The sequence below is a fragment of the Deminuibacter soli genome (assembly GCF_003412455.1).
GTDB lineage: Bacteria > Bacteroidota > Bacteroidia > Chitinophagales > Chitinophagaceae > Deminuibacter > Deminuibacter soli.
In genome coordinates, this window is sequence record NZ_QTJU01000001.1 from 76,321 (window position 1) to 91,937 (window position 15,617).

The 15,617-nt window shown below is 47.6% G+C and carries 12 protein-coding genes; 3 read left to right on the top strand and 9 right to left on the bottom strand.

Translation table 11 applies throughout. The features are described 5' to 3' along the window. Positions 1–56: 56 nt before the first annotated feature. From DXN05_RS00310 to pdxR, 4 genes are all read right to left on the bottom strand, one after another. Positions 57–1,577 carry a RagB/SusD family nutrient uptake outer membrane protein gene (locus DXN05_RS00310; protein WP_116845222.1) on the bottom strand — a complete coding sequence of 507 codons (1,521 nt, stop codon included), beginning with the start codon at positions 1,575–1,577 and terminating at the stop codon, positions 57–59. 59 nt (positions 1,578–1,636) lie between these two features. After that, positions 1,637–4,744 (bottom strand): SusC/RagA family TonB-linked outer membrane protein, encoded by a 3,108-nt coding sequence (locus tag DXN05_RS00315; RefSeq protein ID WP_170148859.1) that lies wholly within the window; start codon positions 4,742–4,744, stop codon positions 1,637–1,639. A gap of 579 nt (positions 4,745–5,323) precedes the next feature. Continuing rightward, positions 5,324–6,358, bottom strand: coding sequence for a LacI family DNA-binding transcriptional regulator (locus DXN05_RS00320; RefSeq protein WP_116845223.1), 1,035 nt, complete (start codon positions 6,356–6,358; stop codon positions 5,324–5,326). A 63-nt stretch (positions 6,359–6,421) separates the two neighbouring features. After that, positions 6,422–7,888 (bottom strand): MocR-like pyridoxine biosynthesis transcription factor PdxR, encoded by a 1,467-nt coding sequence (gene pdxR / locus DXN05_RS00325; RefSeq protein WP_116845224.1) that lies wholly within the window; start codon positions 7,886–7,888, stop codon positions 6,422–6,424. 110 nt (positions 7,889–7,998) lie between these two features. Between pdxR and DXN05_RS00330 the strand changes: the two genes are divergently transcribed. After that, positions 7,999–8,442, top strand: coding sequence for a carboxymuconolactone decarboxylase family protein (locus DXN05_RS00330; RefSeq protein ID WP_116845225.1), 444 nt, complete (start codon positions 7,999–8,001; stop codon positions 8,440–8,442). 63 nt (positions 8,443–8,505) lie between these two features. Here DXN05_RS00330 and DXN05_RS00335 read toward each other — a convergent pair whose 3' ends face one another. Continuing rightward, positions 8,506–8,910 carry a winged helix-turn-helix transcriptional regulator gene (locus tag DXN05_RS00335; protein WP_116845226.1) on the bottom strand — a complete coding sequence of 135 codons (405 nt, stop codon included), beginning with the start codon at positions 8,908–8,910 and terminating at the stop codon, positions 8,506–8,508. A 121-nt stretch (positions 8,911–9,031) separates the two neighbouring features. Here DXN05_RS00335 and DXN05_RS00340 point away from each other — a divergent pair, with 121 nt between their 5' ends. Together DXN05_RS00340 and DXN05_RS00345 are read left to right on the top strand one after the other, a co-directional pair. Next, entirely contained in the window at positions 9,032–10,033 is a 1,002-nt protein-coding gene (locus tag DXN05_RS00340; protein ID WP_116845227.1) for a zinc-dependent alcohol dehydrogenase family protein, read from the top strand. A gap of 83 nt (positions 10,034–10,116) precedes the next feature. Then, positions 10,117–10,407, top strand: a complete 291-nt coding sequence (locus tag DXN05_RS00345; protein WP_158559085.1) for a YciI family protein — start codon at positions 10,117–10,119, stop codon at positions 10,405–10,407. Here DXN05_RS00345 and DXN05_RS00350 read toward each other — a convergent pair. The 4 genes from DXN05_RS00350 to DXN05_RS00365 all read right to left on the bottom strand — a co-directional run bounded on the left by DXN05_RS00350 (position 10,404) and on the right by DXN05_RS00365 (position 15,570). After that, positions 10,404–12,566 (bottom strand): hypothetical protein, encoded by a 2,163-nt coding sequence (locus DXN05_RS00350; protein ID WP_116845229.1) that lies wholly within the window; start codon positions 12,564–12,566, stop codon positions 10,404–10,406. The genes DXN05_RS00345 and DXN05_RS00350 overlap by 4 nt on opposite strands. A gap of 151 nt (positions 12,567–12,717) precedes the next feature. Further along, positions 12,718–13,410, bottom strand: a complete 693-nt coding sequence (locus tag DXN05_RS00355; RefSeq protein WP_116845230.1) for a hypothetical protein — start codon at positions 13,408–13,410, stop codon at positions 12,718–12,720. Between the two features lie 193 nt (positions 13,411–13,603). Then, positions 13,604–14,182 carry a LutC/YkgG family protein gene (locus DXN05_RS00360; RefSeq protein WP_116846336.1) on the bottom strand — a complete coding sequence of 193 codons (579 nt, stop codon included), beginning with the start codon at positions 14,180–14,182 and terminating at the stop codon, positions 13,604–13,606. 8 nt (positions 14,183–14,190) lie between these two features. Beyond that, positions 14,191–15,570: a lactate utilization protein B gene (locus DXN05_RS00365; RefSeq protein ID WP_116845231.1), complete on the bottom strand. Its 1,380-nt coding sequence runs from the start codon at positions 15,568–15,570 to the stop codon at positions 14,191–14,193. Positions 15,571–15,617: the final 47 nt, after the last annotated feature.

Below are 15,617 nucleotides of genomic sequence, written 5' to 3' on the forward strand. Positions count from 1 at the left end.
AATATCACGCAAAAGGGCAGCCCATGGGCTGCCCTTTTATCTAACACCGCAATTCATTACCATCCTTCATTCTGGTGGCCTTGCAGGTTTTTGTTGTTGTCTATTTCACGACGGGGGATACCAAACAGCTCATACTTTTTGGTAAGTACCGGGCCGTAAGTAAAGGTGAACCCTTCGAAGTTTTCAAAAGTGCCTTTGTCTGTGTTGTACACTTTCAAAGTACGCACCATATCAAACCATATTTTGTTCTCAAAAGACAGCTCATGGTATTTTTCACGCCATACTGCTTCTTTGAAATCCTGCTGGCTTAAGCCTGCGAGATCAGCCAAACCTGCACGGCGGCGTACCTGGTTAACAGCATCGTAAGCTGCCTGTGTAGGGCCACCGTTTGCTTCGTTTGCGGCCTCAGCATAAATCAACAGCAATTCTGCATAGCGCATAATTGTCCAGTTGATATCACTTTGCGGCGTAGAGCTGGTTGCAGCAACGGCATCATAATACTTGTACAGGTATGGTGCGCCAAACTCAACAGTTTGTGAAGGGTCTTTATACAAAGGAGCTTTGGTGTAGTAGAACTGGCGCTCCTGTGTACGTTTGTCGCCTGCTTCATATGATTTGAAGTAAGCGCTTGTTGGACGTAACAGACCGTATTCATCGCTAAAATTGCTGGTGCCTTTTCCGCGGGGAATCATGTAAGCACACAATGTGCTGTTGATATTTGCGGCAACAGAATAATTGCTCTGCAAAATAAATTCCCCTTTGTTTTTATCAGCCTGGTTGTGCAGCTGGTCGTAGCTGGCAAACAGCGTGTACCAATTACCGTTTATTACCTCGGCAGCTTTGTCGGCAGCTTTTTTATAATACTCAGCACCCTTGTTCAAAGGGTTGCCGGCCATAGTGAGGTAAACACTTGACAACAGTGATTTAACAGCGCCCAGTGAGGTTCTGCCGGTGTTATCAGTGTTGGGCAGACCTGAAGCTTCAGCAGCGGTAAGATCAGATACGATCAGGCTGTAGATACTGTCAACAGAACTGCGGCCCAATGTAAGGTTGGGATCATTGGGGCCTGTAATAGGCTCAACCTGGTAAGGAACAGCACCAAAAATGCGTACCAGGTAGAAATAATTCAATGCACGGAAAAAGTATGCCTGACCTACCAGCTGTTTTCTTGCTACAGAATCCATGGGAACACCAGGGATACGCTTGATAGACAGGTTGGCATTGGCAATTGCTTTGTAGCATCCGCGCCACCACGAATAGAAATAGTTATTGTCGTTATCTGATGTAAGCGTGCGCAGTGTTCCGTTGTAGATACTCTGTGCAGCCTCAGGCGATTCGCTTAAACCGGTGGGGTATTCAAGTAAAAGAAAAGGACTTTCGCCGTATGTACCAGCACCATCAGTGATAAAACGCATATCGGCATACAGCTCATTTACTGCAGCTGTAGCCTGCTCTGCACTGGTGAAAAATTGGTCTTGTGTGAAATTGGAAGGATTTTTTTCCTCCAGGAATTTGTTACATCCGGTACCGGCTGCAACAACCGAAGCAAGCATGATTATTTGTGAGAACCGTTTCATAATTTAATTTTTAAATTTCCGTAAACACATTCCTTTCTTTTAAACGCATGTATCTGTTATTAGAAACCCACGTTTACACCAAACAGGAAAGTTCTTGGCTTGGGGTAATCAAAGAATGAGATACCCTGTGCAAAAGGCGCTCCCGGATAAGTAGTAACCTCGGGATCGTAGCCTGTAAACTTAGTGCTCAGGAAAAAGTTCTGAACAGAAGCATATACACGCAGCCTGCTGAATTTCAGTTTGTCTGTGATGCGTTTAGAAAAGTTATAACCCAGCAGCAGGTTTTTACCACGGATAAACGAACCATCTTCAATCATGCGGCTGTTAATGGTAGTTGCGTAGTAGCTCTGTGCAGGCCTGTTCTGTGCAATCATGGTATTCTGGTGATCAGGTGTCCAGCCATCCAATACGGTGGTATAGCTATTTGCCTGTCCTGTACGGTCTTCACCAGAGTGACGGGTGAGGTTCAGTACATCGTTACCGTAAGAGTACTGGATTTCTACAGCCAGGTCGAAGTTTTTGTAAGAGAATGTATTCAGGAATGTACCATAACCATCAGGTGCACCTTTACCCAGTATCACACGGTCTTTGTCATCAATGTTGCCGTCGTTGTTAACGTCACGGTATTTGATATCACCTGGCAGAGCATGGTAAGCAGCAGCAGTGGCAGCTTCTTTAGTACCCCAGGTACCTTCGCGGATTAAACCGTAAAAAGAACCCACGGGCTGGCCAATACGCAGTACATTGGTTTTGGTAATAAACTGCGGATCAGGGAAAATATCATCATTGGATGCGCCCAGCGCGGTTACTTTGTTTTTGTTCAACGCGATGTTGAAAGTGGTATTCCAGGTGAAATCTTTGGTGCTGATGTTGGTTGTGTTCAGCGTAAGCTCAATACCCTTGTTGGTCATGTCACCAATGTTTTTATACACGGTTTCATATCCGCTTGCGGCAGGCACTGGCACATTCAGCAACATGTCTGATGTTTTCTTGTAATAGAAGTCAACATCGAGGTTGATCCTGTTTTTCAATAAACCAAGTTCAAACCCTGCGTCTGCCTGGCTGGTTTTTTCCCATTTCAAATCAGGATTAGCCAGGGTTCCGATACCTACTGTAGAAACACGGTTGCCGCCAATTATCGCAGTACCTGTAGACAGGCTGGCGAGTGATTGGTAAGCGCCAATCTCTGAGTTACCGATTAAACCATAGCTGGTACGGAACTTCAGGTTGGAGATAACCGGGTTGCCTTTCAGGAAATCTTCGTCAGACGCTTTCCATGCAAAAGCACCTGAAGGGAAGAATCCGTATTTGCTGTCTTTACCGAATTTTGAAGAACCGTCTGCACGGCCTGTAACGGTGAACAGGTATTTGTTATCGATGCTATAGTTAACACGACCAAAATAGGAGTTCATTTCCCAGTTGTATGCACTTGAAGACGGATTTTGCGGACGTGCACCTGCACCCAGGTTGTTCCACTGATAGAAATCGTCTGTGAATCCCTGTGACCCTGCGCGGGTGTCGAAATTGGTGAATTTCTGCCAGCTTAAACCCAACAAAGCGTTCAGGTTCTGGTTGTGTGCAATTTTTTTATCGTAAGTCAGGTAGTTTTCAAACTGCCAGTAATTGTTGCGCAGATTGTCAACATAAGCATTACCCTGCTGATCGTAGCTTAAGCCACGCAGATTACGGCCAGAGTAAAAATCTTCCTGTACGTTGTCGACATCAAAACCGATACTTGAACGCAACTGCAAACCAGGCAGCAGGTTCAGGTTGGCGTAGATGTTACCGAGGGTAGACTGTGTTTTGAAGATATCTCTCCTGTTCTGCGTAATAGCAACAGGGTTTATACCGCCTTCCATGTTAGGATAGTAGTAGTTTGAACCATCTGTGCCATCTGCAAATTTCAGCGGAACCAGCGGCAGCGTTTCAATCATCATACGGGTAACACTCAGGCTACCGTCGCCATCACCAATTACACGGTTTTCTTCTACATGATTAAAAGTAACTGTACCACCTACTTTCAACCAGTCTTTTACCTGGCTGTCAAACACAAAACGTGCAGAATAGCGTTTCAGCTGGCTGGTGAGGATGATACCGTTTTCATTGGCGTAGTTCAGGAACAAACCATAAGTTGTTTTTTCATTACCGCCAGTGAATGAAAGGTTCTGGTTGTGAGAAAATGCATTGCGTGTAGCTTCTTTCTGCCAATCTGTATTGTACAGCGGGTTACCGCTGGCATCAAAGAAACGCGGATCGTTCCTGTTTTTCAGGAAATTGATATGGTCTGTGTATTTACCCTGTGCATAACCAACAGAATCATATTTCTTCAGGTTATCAGCATTGTATGAGTTTTCCTCAACCTGCAAAAACTGCTGTGAGTTAAGTACGCTCAGTTCTTTAGGCAGGTGACCGATGCTGTAATATGAATCGTAGTTCACCTGTGAAATACCCTTTTTACCACGTTTGGTGGTAACCATGATTACACCATTGGCACCACGTGCACCGTAGATCGCAGTTGCAGAAGCGTCTTTCAGTACGTCGATGGTTTCAATGTCGTTCGGGTTTAAATAATTGATGTTACCTACACCAATCACACCGTCAACAACGTACAACGGACCATTGCTGGCGCTGATAGAAGTATAGCCGCGGATATGCACCGCAGTCTGACCACCTGGACGGCCAGAATTGGTGGCAATGTTAACACCGGCAGAACGGCCGGCCAGCATTTGTTCAACGTTGGTTGCAGGGCGCTGTTGCAGTTCAGCAGCTTTTACTGAAGCCACTGCACCGGTAACATCACTTTTTTTGCGGGTACCATAACCTACCACTACTACATCTTCCAGTACACTTTTGCTCTGCGCATGTAAAGAAAGACTGATAGCAGACTGTTCACCTACCGGTACTTCCTGTGTATCGTAGCCGGTATAGCTAATCACCAACACTGCATCTGCACCAGGCACACTGATATGAAACTCACCTTCATCGTTGGTGGTTGTTCCTTTTGCAGAATTTTTAAGTTGAATAGAAGCGCCTGCGAGTGGTTTGTTAGCGGCGTCTGTGATTTTACCCGAAATAACCCGGGTCTGCGCCTGCGCTATCCCGTGCAGGGATACAAGTAGCAGCAGCATCCATTGGAGGAAGTGCCTCATTTTCTTTTTGCGTTCCATAGACAAGTTTTGATTTGTGGTTCTTATTTAAAAACTCATGTGCAAAGCTTTATCGGCAGGCAATACAGCAGTACTGCCAGTCAGTTTTTAACAACGATTTGTTTGCTTTTTTACAAACGAGTAAAATAACGATTTAGCAAAAGGGAATGTTTTTGGCGCGAAAAATAAAATTTTCAGCCATTATGTTTCTGATTAAAGGCAAGCTGCACATCGTTTATGCAGAGTATTGCAGTCAATCAGCAACCAGTACTTACCATTATAACATACTATAGTAACCGGTGCCTTTTGCGTTTTTTTAGGGACGAACTCTAAAAACAGGGTGCAAATAAGAGCATTATTTCGATTTAGCCAAATGTGTTCGTATCATTTGGACGATTTCTTTTCAGCCAAATATTATACCACATATACTGAGGCATATTTCATTTATTTTTTTTCACAATTGTTGGATCGGATTGTTTTTTTACGGTTATTTCACGCGTGCGCGCTTTAATATATTACTGTGCATGAAATAATAAAACAGCTGAAACACTGGCACAGCAACAGTTTCAGCGAACAATTAAAAGTCGTGGAGAGAGCTGTTTATTTCTGCAGTGTAGAACCGCGTACAATTAATGCAGGAGGTAGCTCAACCAAATCTTTACCTGTTACTTCATGCATTACCTGTTGTTTGCCCAGTTTACTCATGAGCAAATCAATAGATGCCTGTGCAATTTCTTCGATTGGTTGTTGTATGATGGTAATACCACCGGGGTATAAGCGAAAGATATCATGATCGTCAAAACAAATCATGGCAAGGTTTTGCGGGATACTCAGTTTGAGTTTGGTAATACTTTCCAGTCCTGTTACACCCAAATAGTTGGTGGCGAAAAATACAGCGTCAATGCCCTTGTTGTTTGCCAGGAAATCGCAGATGGCCTGCACTGATTTTTCTTTGCTGTAATCGTACGGCAGTTTCAGTATCCACTGCTCGTTGGGTTTCAGTTTGTGCTTTTTAAGTGAATCGGTATAGGCACGGGTACGGTCGTGCACCTGTATCAGGTCAAGATCAACCGTAACCCAGGCAATATTGCGGTAACCCTGTTTTATTAAGTGTTCCATGCCTTCGGTCACACCTGCATAACTGTTTACCAGCACATGCGGTATTTGCAGCCCTGGAAAATAACTGTCGATTAATATAACGGGTTTGCGTTGCGCAATAAGCTGCTGGATATCTTTTTCCATCCCTGCTGCAGGCGTAATCAGGTAACCATCCAGCTGGCGCTGTGAAAGCATGCGTATCATTTCATTGCCCCTGTTGCCATTGTTTTCAGTGCTGCAGTACACTACTTTATAGCCATGCGCTTCGGCCTTGTCTTCAATAATCCTGGCCAGTGAGGCGAAGAAATTACCGGCAATGCTTTCGACAATTAACCCGAGAATTTTAGTTTGCCCTGTGCGCAGGCTTACAGCAATCTGGTTGGGATAATAACCTGCTTTTTTTGCAGCAGCAGTAATTTTATCTGCCACTACCTGGCTGATACGCATTTCCTTTGCCTTGCCATTTAATACAAATGACACGGTAGAAGGCGAGGCGCCAACCATCGCAGCAATATCTTTCAGTGAAACACGTTTCATAGCAGGTTTATTGAAAAGAAGCAGTAGACGTACAAACAGGTAAAATAAGTTAAAAACAATTAACTACAAACAAGATTGCAAAATTTGCACCGTTTCTTTCAGCTCTGCCGTATTTAATGAAGCAAATCCCATACGCAATCCATTCGTTGGCTCCTTTCCGTAACTGTAAGGCAGGTCACTGTTAATGAGCAGTCCTTTTTTTGCAGCTTTTGCCCCCAGCACCTTTAACGGATACTTCTTTTTAAACCGTACCCACACCGCCATGCCGCCATTTGGTTTTGTAAATTCCACTGCATCTCCCAAATGCGATTCCAGCTCCCTGCACAGTACATCACGGCGCTCGCTGTACAGCTTGTTTGTTTTTTTGATATGCCGGTCAACTGTGCCGTTTTGCAGCAGCATGGCCATGACTTCTTCGGTCAGGTTATCGCCGCGAATATCAATCAGCTTGCGAAGCCGCGTTGCCTGTTCAATAAAACCGGCAGGAGCTATCATAAATCCGCAGCGTATGGAAAGTGCCAGTGATTTGGAGAACGAACCAATATAAATTACGTTACCGCCATGGTCTGCACTGGCCAGCGGCAATATAGGCGCAGAAGCGTAATGAAAATCATAATCATAGTCGTCTTCAATTACTGCCAGCCTGTATTTGCGTATCAGCTGCAGCAGCTCCATACGCCTTTCTGCGCTCAGTGTTACCGTGGTGGGATGATGGTGGTGCGGGATAATGTAGAGCATTTTTATTTTCCGCGTTTTGCACAATGCCGCCACTGCTGCCACATCAATACCACCCGCATCAACAGGTACACGTATCAATTTTGCACCAAGCTGTTCAAAACACAACTCTGCCAAAAAATAACCGGGACTGCCTACTATTACGGCATCGCCCGGTTTAATCAACATAGCTGCCGCAAGGTAAATACTCATCTGCGCACCGCGTGTCATCAGCACATGGTCTGTTGTAATGCTTAACCCGCGCGTATCAGCGAGATGTGGCACCATTGCCCTGCGCAAATGCATGTTGCCCTGCGAACTGCCGTATGACAGTGCAGCAGCATAACCGGGTTGTGCAAGAAACTGCCGCATGGCCTGCGCCCATTCATTCACCGGCGCCAGTCTGGTATCGGGAAATCCATCATTCACTACCAGTTTAAATTTCTCCTTGCCGGGTGTGGCATATCCTATCTCAGGCATGTCATCAAAACAAAAACCGGTATCGGCGCCATAACTGTTTACCGGCACCTTGCTTTTAAATGTGCGCGGTTTTATGCTCGGCAGGTTCGATGCTACCATTACTCCCTTGCGCGGCAGGTTTACCACCCAGTCCATACTGCTTAGCTCTTCATAGGCAGCCACAATGGTTTTACGGTGCAACTGCAGGGTACCGGCCATTACACGGCTGGCAGGTAAAAAACTACCAGGCTTTATCACTCCCCGCTGTATCAATCCCGCCAGCTGGTGCGCCAGTTGCTGGTACACGGGAATCCTGTTCTCTTTTTCAATGGAGATCAATGTTTGATAAGGCAACATGGCTGGACTACTTATTGTTGTATAATTGGACTACCAAGATAGTCCAATTGCGTAATAACTTTGCACTACAGAACAACGGAAATTATTATTCAGCTATAAACTAAGGCATTATGGAACCACGTTTTTCAATGTACAAAGTACAACCGGAAGCTTACAAGGCACTGCTCGCGATGGAAGAGTATTTAAAAACAACTTCCCTCACGGAAACACAGAAAGAACTCATTAAAATACGTGCTTCACAAATCAATGGCTGCGCATTTTGTATTGACATGCACACAAAAGATGCACGCAAACACGGCGAAACCGAGCAGCGCATTTACCTGCTCAATGCATGGCGCGAAGCACCACACTATACCGAAGAAGAACGTATTATGCTGGCGATGACTGAAGAAATTACGCTGATTCACCGGCACGGCCTGTCTGCAGAAACCTACCGGAAAGCCATCGCTGCATTTGGCGAAGTGGTAACCGCACAAATAATCATGGCCATCATTAACATCAATGCATGGAACAGGATTGGCGTTGCGCTGCACATGCAGCCGCCCATGCACTAGCCGGCAATTCAATTTTATTAAACAGGCCATCGTAGCAATACCATGGCCTGTTTTGTTTGTTGCCTACACTGTTTCTTCGTGCGCTTCTTCCAGTATATGCGGCAGCAGGCCCAGTTTACTCAAGCTGGGCTTGCCTTGTTTTTCCATTTGCTTTTCTCCCCAATCGCGCAGCAGGCGGATAAAAGGGATCAGTTCTGCACCGGCTTCAGACAAAGCATATTCCACGCGCGGCGGTACTTCTGCAAATACATGACGGGTAATCAGTCCGTCAGCCTCCAGTTCTCGCAGCGCCTGCGTAAGCATTTTAGGCGTTACGCCAACAATACTGCGACGTAAGGCACCATAACGCGTAATGCCCAGGTCCAGGTGAAAAATAATACGCCCTTTGTATTTGCCGCCTATGCGCTGAAAGGCAAAATCTACAGAACACTGCGGTTCCTGGTCGGGTATTGCGGACTTTTTTTGCATGGAACTAAACTTTTTTTAATTGATTGTCAATAATAGTTTCTTTTGGGTAGCTAGCTTACAAAAAAGTGCATACTTGTTTTAAAGATAGTAATGATTCAGCTTTGTTATCAAATAAAATGATATGAAAGCAATTCAATTGACAGGATTTTCGATAGCACAGCTTCAGCCCGCTGAACTGCCCATACCCCAGCCTGCACGTGGTGAAGTATTGATACAGGTAAAAGCTGTTTCCCTGAATTATATAGACGGCGCATTGGCCACCGGCAAATACCCTGTAAAACCTGCCTTCCCGCATATTCCCGTGGCAGATGGGGCCGGCGTAATTGCAGCTGTAGGCGAAGACGTTACCGGCTGGCAGCCGGGCGACCGTGTAGTATCACATTTTATACAGCAATGGCTGGGTGGCATTAACACACCGGCTACCAATGCCGCGCGCACAGGAATATCTGTTCCCGGCATGCTGGCAGAATATGTTGTATTGCCCGCCTATGCACTGTTGGCCATTCCTGCCTTTCTCAGTTTTGAAGAAGCAGCCTCCCTGCCTATTGCAGGTGTTACAGCCTGGAACAGCCTTATTGAAACAGGAGGTGTAACGGCAGGCCAAACCGTGCTTACCCAGGGCACCGGCGGCGTATCGCTGTTTGCATTGCAGGTAGCGAAAATGGTGGGCGCCAGGGTAATTGCCACTACCGGTTCTCCTGAAAAAGAAGCGCAACTGAAAGCAGCAGGTGCATGGGAAGTATTGAACTACAAAACCAATCCGCAATGGGTGCAGCAGGTGCTGGAGTTAACCGGAGGCAAAGGTGCAGACGCAACCATCGATGTTGCCGGTACTGTAAATGAATCGGCTGCAGCGGTAAAACTCGGCGGGTATGTGGGACTTACGGGTTTTTTAGCGGACACCAGCATACAATTAAACCTGTTACCGGTTATTTCACGCGCCATACGCTTACAGGGATTATCTGTTGGCAGCAAGGCCAGCTTCAGCAATTTTTTACAGGCACTGGAACGCACCAACACACGCCCTTTTACCAGCCGTATTTTCCCGCTTGCTGAAACACAGGAAGCTTATCATTATTTCCAGAGCGGCAAACATTTCGGGAAGGTGATTATACAACCCTGATCGCGGAATTTAACACCACAACTGTTGCACAGGCGGCGACTATGGGACAATTCGGTTGTAACTTACAGGTAAAATCAGCAATCATGTTTCTACTGGAATTGACCTATAAAGTTTCGCAGGCAGAAGTAGATGAACGGATGCCGGCACACGCAGCTTATCTCAATGCATCCCACGACCGTGGCGAAGTTATTTTTGCAGGTTATAAAAGTCCGCGCACAGGCGGTTTGATTGTAGCCAACTTTAATGATAAGACTGCGGTAGAATGTTTTGTACACAAAGACCCTTTTTACCTGGGCCATGTGGCTGACTACAGGATTGTGGAATTCAGCCCGCAGCTGGGTAAGGAGCTTTTTGGCGCTGCAGTGCAGGCTTAAGGCATCCGCTGCAACCCCTCCCAGCGCACATGCCATGCGCCGTTTTTGGGAAAACCGGGGTTGGAAACAGTGCACCCGTCGTAACCGGCGCACATCATGGCGATGGCTGCAAGCAGCGCACCGTTGCCGGGCAGGTATACGCTTGCACTGCCGGTTTGATAATTATGCCCGTTCGGCAGCCAGCGGTTGCTGTCAAAATCCATAAACAGGGCTTCCAATGCGCGATCAGGCATGTCAAGCCTGGTCGCAGCCATTGCCGCAAACGGGAAATCCCAGCCTGTTGTTTGCTCCCAGTACCAGTTATACCATACCCAGTTAAACGTGTGCCGCATGGGGGCAGCATTTACCCGCCCGGTTTCGGGCAGCCACCCCCATATACCCAACAGACCAGGATGCCCGGAACGGTACTGCACATTGGTATAAGTATCCGGGGCGCTTTCGGCAGCCAGGTAAACGCCATCAGGGGCCTGCAAAGGGGCCAGGTGCTGCATCACTTCATCCCAGTGCGCATTGGGCTTTAAACCACACCGTACACGCCATTGCTGTGCAACAGCCAGTGCCTGGTACCAGCAGGACAGTTCAAAGGCCGGGTTCACGCTTTTTCCTGAATCCGTTATTTGCCCGCCGGCCGGCAGCCCGCTGTTTAACTGGTACTGGCCGCTGGCAGCATCAAGCACCACATACGAAGCCATAAAATCAGCTGTTGCAAACACCATGGATTTATACCGCCGCAACAACACAGTATCGGGCCTGCTGCGGTAACACAACTCAGCCAGTAATACCGGCTGCGCCTGCTGCCATAAACTGAAAGCGCCTGCCGTGCCCGGACTTTCCAGGCCTGATGTATCACTGCTCCACGGCCATCGCGCGCCCTGGTAGCCTTGCCGCCTCGCAATAGCACAGGCTTTATCAAACACGGCTGCATACCATTGTACAGACTGTTCCAGCAAAGCCCCCCTGCCCCATAAAGCAAACTGCGCCTGCAGCCACCAGTGATCATCCAGTGTGGGTTTGCCGTAATTGCTGTTACCTGTTAAACCTGTTTGCTGTGCAGGATAATGCCCTGCGCACTGTACTTTCAGCAGGTATTGCGATAACACCACCCGGCGTTCCAGTTCAAGCGCCCTTGCATCTGTACTGCCGGTGAAATCAACCGCTGCGCCCTTTGTCCAGTATTGTTTCCAGGCTGCTGCACTGTTTTGTTCCGTGGCAGCAAAACCGGGCAGGCTATCCGGCAGCAGTTGCCTTGTAAAAGCACAGCTAAAGGCAAACGTATCGGTGGGTGCAGGTGAAAGCTGGTAATAATGCGATCTTGCTTTTAACACTGCTGCCGGCGATTCCCAGGATGCGTGTATAAAATAATAACTGGAATCAAGCACATGCATCAGCTGCATGCTATGCGCCTGCTGCATTTTGATAAATGAAATATGACTGCCCTGTGCCTGCCAGTTATTGCCTGCATCTGTTGCCTTACCGGTTGGATAAGGCAGGCGTATGCGTATTTTCAATCTTCCTTCCTGCAGCAGGGGGGAGACTACGCGAACAGCAATGGCATCCCTTTCCTGGTGCGCCACCGTAAGCACGGTTACCGGCTGCTCTTCTACAGTAAACAGGCTGGTGATTTCACCGGTCCATAAATTCAATTGCTGCTGTACAGGATGTATGTCTTCAATAGTGGCTGCAGTTCCGTTTTTTTTAATGATATCAAACCCGATATTGCCCAACTGCAGGCGATGCGCATTCTGCCTGAAAAATTCAGCAGCATCATGGTTGCGGTCTGGCCCGTTCCACTGTACGGCATACCCTGCGGGTTTTCCGTTGAAGCTGTAATTCTTATAAGTTTCTTCCCTGCGGTAATGATTGGCGTTGATGAAACTGTGCCAGCCCCATTCGCTCTGCGTAGCCAGGGGAATGCCGCCTGCATAGGCACCGGGGAAAGATTGCAGGCCCGTACCATCTACCGTAAAGGCAAAGCGGCCATTACCCACGGTTAATGCACTCAGCGAATCGAAAGTAGTATTTACAACAGTGTGACGCATCACAAGCGCATAGCGGTCTATTTTTTGTGCACCGGCAGCAGAACAAAACAGCAGGCTGCCCAGCAAGGCAGCAGCACTGCCTTTTAAACATGCGGGAATGCGGTGTTTACTACAAAACATATGGTTAACAAATAGGGCTGCCGGCTACAGTCAGGCGCATATAGCTGCCTGGCTTTGAAGCATGCATGAACAATATTGCCGGTTAATATACGGCAAAAAATCAGAAGGCAGTAACAGCAGTGCAGGCGCCCTTATTGCACTGAAGTTTCCGTTATTTTTTAAAGAAGAGTTTCAGTTTCTCGTTGATGTAATACACCACATCCTCATCTGTCAGGTGTGCACGCAGCCATTTATACTCAGGCCGGTATTTCTGCATAAATGTATCGAGTGTATCGCCGTGTAACCCGGTGTACTGTGATACCAGTTCGGGATTAAAGCGGTAGTTGATATAGTTCTCTTTTTCAAACGAATCAAAATCACCGATCGCTGTTTTTTTGGCGCGTTCTTTTTTCTTGAAAAAGCGGTCCAGGTTCAGGCCAACGCCTGCACCCGAATTACCATTGGCAAGTGCCTTGGTGCGCGGCCCGCCAATATCGGCGTAAAAGTTTTCGCGCCTGCGGATACTGTCTTTCTGGTATTGCGTATATTTTGCGGTAGTAGTTGTAACCGTTACGCCTTCAAGCGTATTCAGCTGGGCCATGAATACATGAAGCGTATCGGGCAATATCCTGTTGCAGTGAACGGTATCGAACCGGTAGCCATTGGCATCGAAAAAAAGCAGGTCGCCGAAATTCACCAGTATGGTAAAAGATCCGTCTGTACCTACGCTTACGCTTTTGCGGGTATTTTCATTGGTAACCACGGCCGTTTTAACCGGCTCGTGATTCATGCTGTCTTTTACAAAGCCATGTACAATACGCTTCTGCGCCAGCACCGGCAAAACTGCCAGCAGCAACAGCGACAAGAGCAGGTGTTTTTTGCTAACCTTACCGTGATTCTTACATAGGGTTCCCAGGAGCATTAGTATGGATTCTTTAGTTAGTTAACCGGATATGATTGTCCGGCAATATACCAACACTCGTGGATGTATTTTGTTAATTTATCGGTGATTATGGCAGAAAAATGTGCGTATGTTACATTTTTCCGATGTGCCTGTGTTATACCAGGAAAAGGGTCATTGTACGCGGACCGTGGGCACCCAGCACAAGCGATTGTTCAATGTCTGCCGTTTTTGACGGACCTGCAATAAAAACCCCGTAACCGTAACGCTGGTTATGCAACTGCAGGTAGGCATCGTGCATGGTGGCTACCAGGGTACTTTCTTCCAGCACCATTGCCAGGTGCTCGGCAATAAAGGCAGCAGCACGCTGCACAATATCCTGTTCGGTTACCCATACCGCACCGTTCTCGCAAACGCCCAGCTGTGCTTTAAACACAGCCAGCTGTACATTTTCAAGGCTATGCGCAGGCGCATTGCTCCAGCCTGTTTCCGCAATACCTGCCAGTTGAGGCAGTGAACTGATGATGCGTGTGCCTTCGGGAAATGCTTCGCGGATATGCGCGATTATTTCTTCAAAACTGCGCACCCGCACTACCCTGCCACCGATGGACTGCAGTGTGTTTACAAAACGTTCTGTATCGGGCTGCTGCGCAGTAAAACCAGTGATACCGGGCAATGGCTGCGCTCCGGGTTTGTTGCTGCGTATGGCGGATAATATCTTGTTTCTGCTGCTCATGTGCACTTCTATCCCTGTTTTTTGTTTTGTGCATACCATTCCCTGAACGATTGTTTCGGCGCCTCAGGCATGTTGCGTTGTTTGTACCATGGGTTTAAACGGTTGTTCACCAGCCAGGGCATATTGCGCAGCACCCAGCGGCCTGCTTTACCCGCCAATGTGTATACCTTGGGCTGCGACAATGTGGTTGCCATTACTTTCATGGCTGCTGTTTTAGCTGCAGGGGAATGACCGTTTTGAGTAATAACCTGCCGCCATTGGTACAGCTGGTTGTGAATGTCAATTTTTACCGGGCAAACATTGGAGCAGGAGCCGCATAAGGTTGAAGCAAAAGGTAAGTCGGCATATTGCTTCATGTCAAGATTAGGTGCAAGAATTGAACCGATAGGCCCTGCAATAGCTGTATGATAACTATGGCCGCCGCTGCGGCGATACACGGGACAGGTGTTCATACAAGCCGCGCAGCGGATGCACTTCAGCGAATTACGGAATTGCTCACGACCCAGCTGTACGGTGCGGCCGTTATCTACAATTACCAGGTGCATTTGCTGGCCTGGCCGGGGTTTGGCGAAATGACTGGAGTAGGTGGTCACCGGCTGCCCTGTTGCGCTGCGGGTAAGCAAACGCAGAAACACACCCAGGTGCTCACGGCGCGGTATAATTTTCTCGATGCCCATGCTGGCAATGTGTACATCTGCAAGATGCGCGCCCATATCGGCGTTGCCTTCATTGGTACATACAACAAACTCGCCTGTTTCTGCAACTGCGAAGTTTACACCGGTGAGCGCTACTTTGCGCGACATAAACACTTCACGCACATGCAGCCTGGCTGCATGTGTCAGCAACTGCGGGTCTGCATTGCCTTCCGGCGTACCCAGGTATTTGTGAAACAGCTCGCCTATTTCTTCTTTTTTGATATGAATGCAGGGCAATACAATATGGCTCGGTGGTTCTTTCAGCAACTGCACAATTCTTTCGCCCAGGTCAGAATCAATTACTTCCACACCATGTTCGGCAAGGTATTCGTTTAAGTGGCATTCTTCGGTAAGCATGGATTTGCTTTTCACCATGCGTGTTACGCCCTGTTGCTGCAGCAGGCTATGCACAATGCGGTTGTGTTCTGCCGCATCTGCCGCCCAGTGCACGGTAACGCCGTTCTGCTGTGCATTGCGTTCAAATTCTTCAAGATAGTCTGCCAGGTTGCCCAGCACATGGTGTTTTATCTGCGAAGCTGCTTCACGCAGGGCTTCCCATTCAGGCACCTGCCAAACAATTTTGTCCCGCTTCTGCCGTATCCACCACAGCGTTTCATCGTGCCAGTTAACCCTGGATTCGTTCCCGTTGAACTTGCGGGCTAAATCTGCATGTTGTTGATTTGATTGTTCCATGAAAAAATGCCATTACGTACAAGCGGCAGGCGCTAAAATTCAGTGAA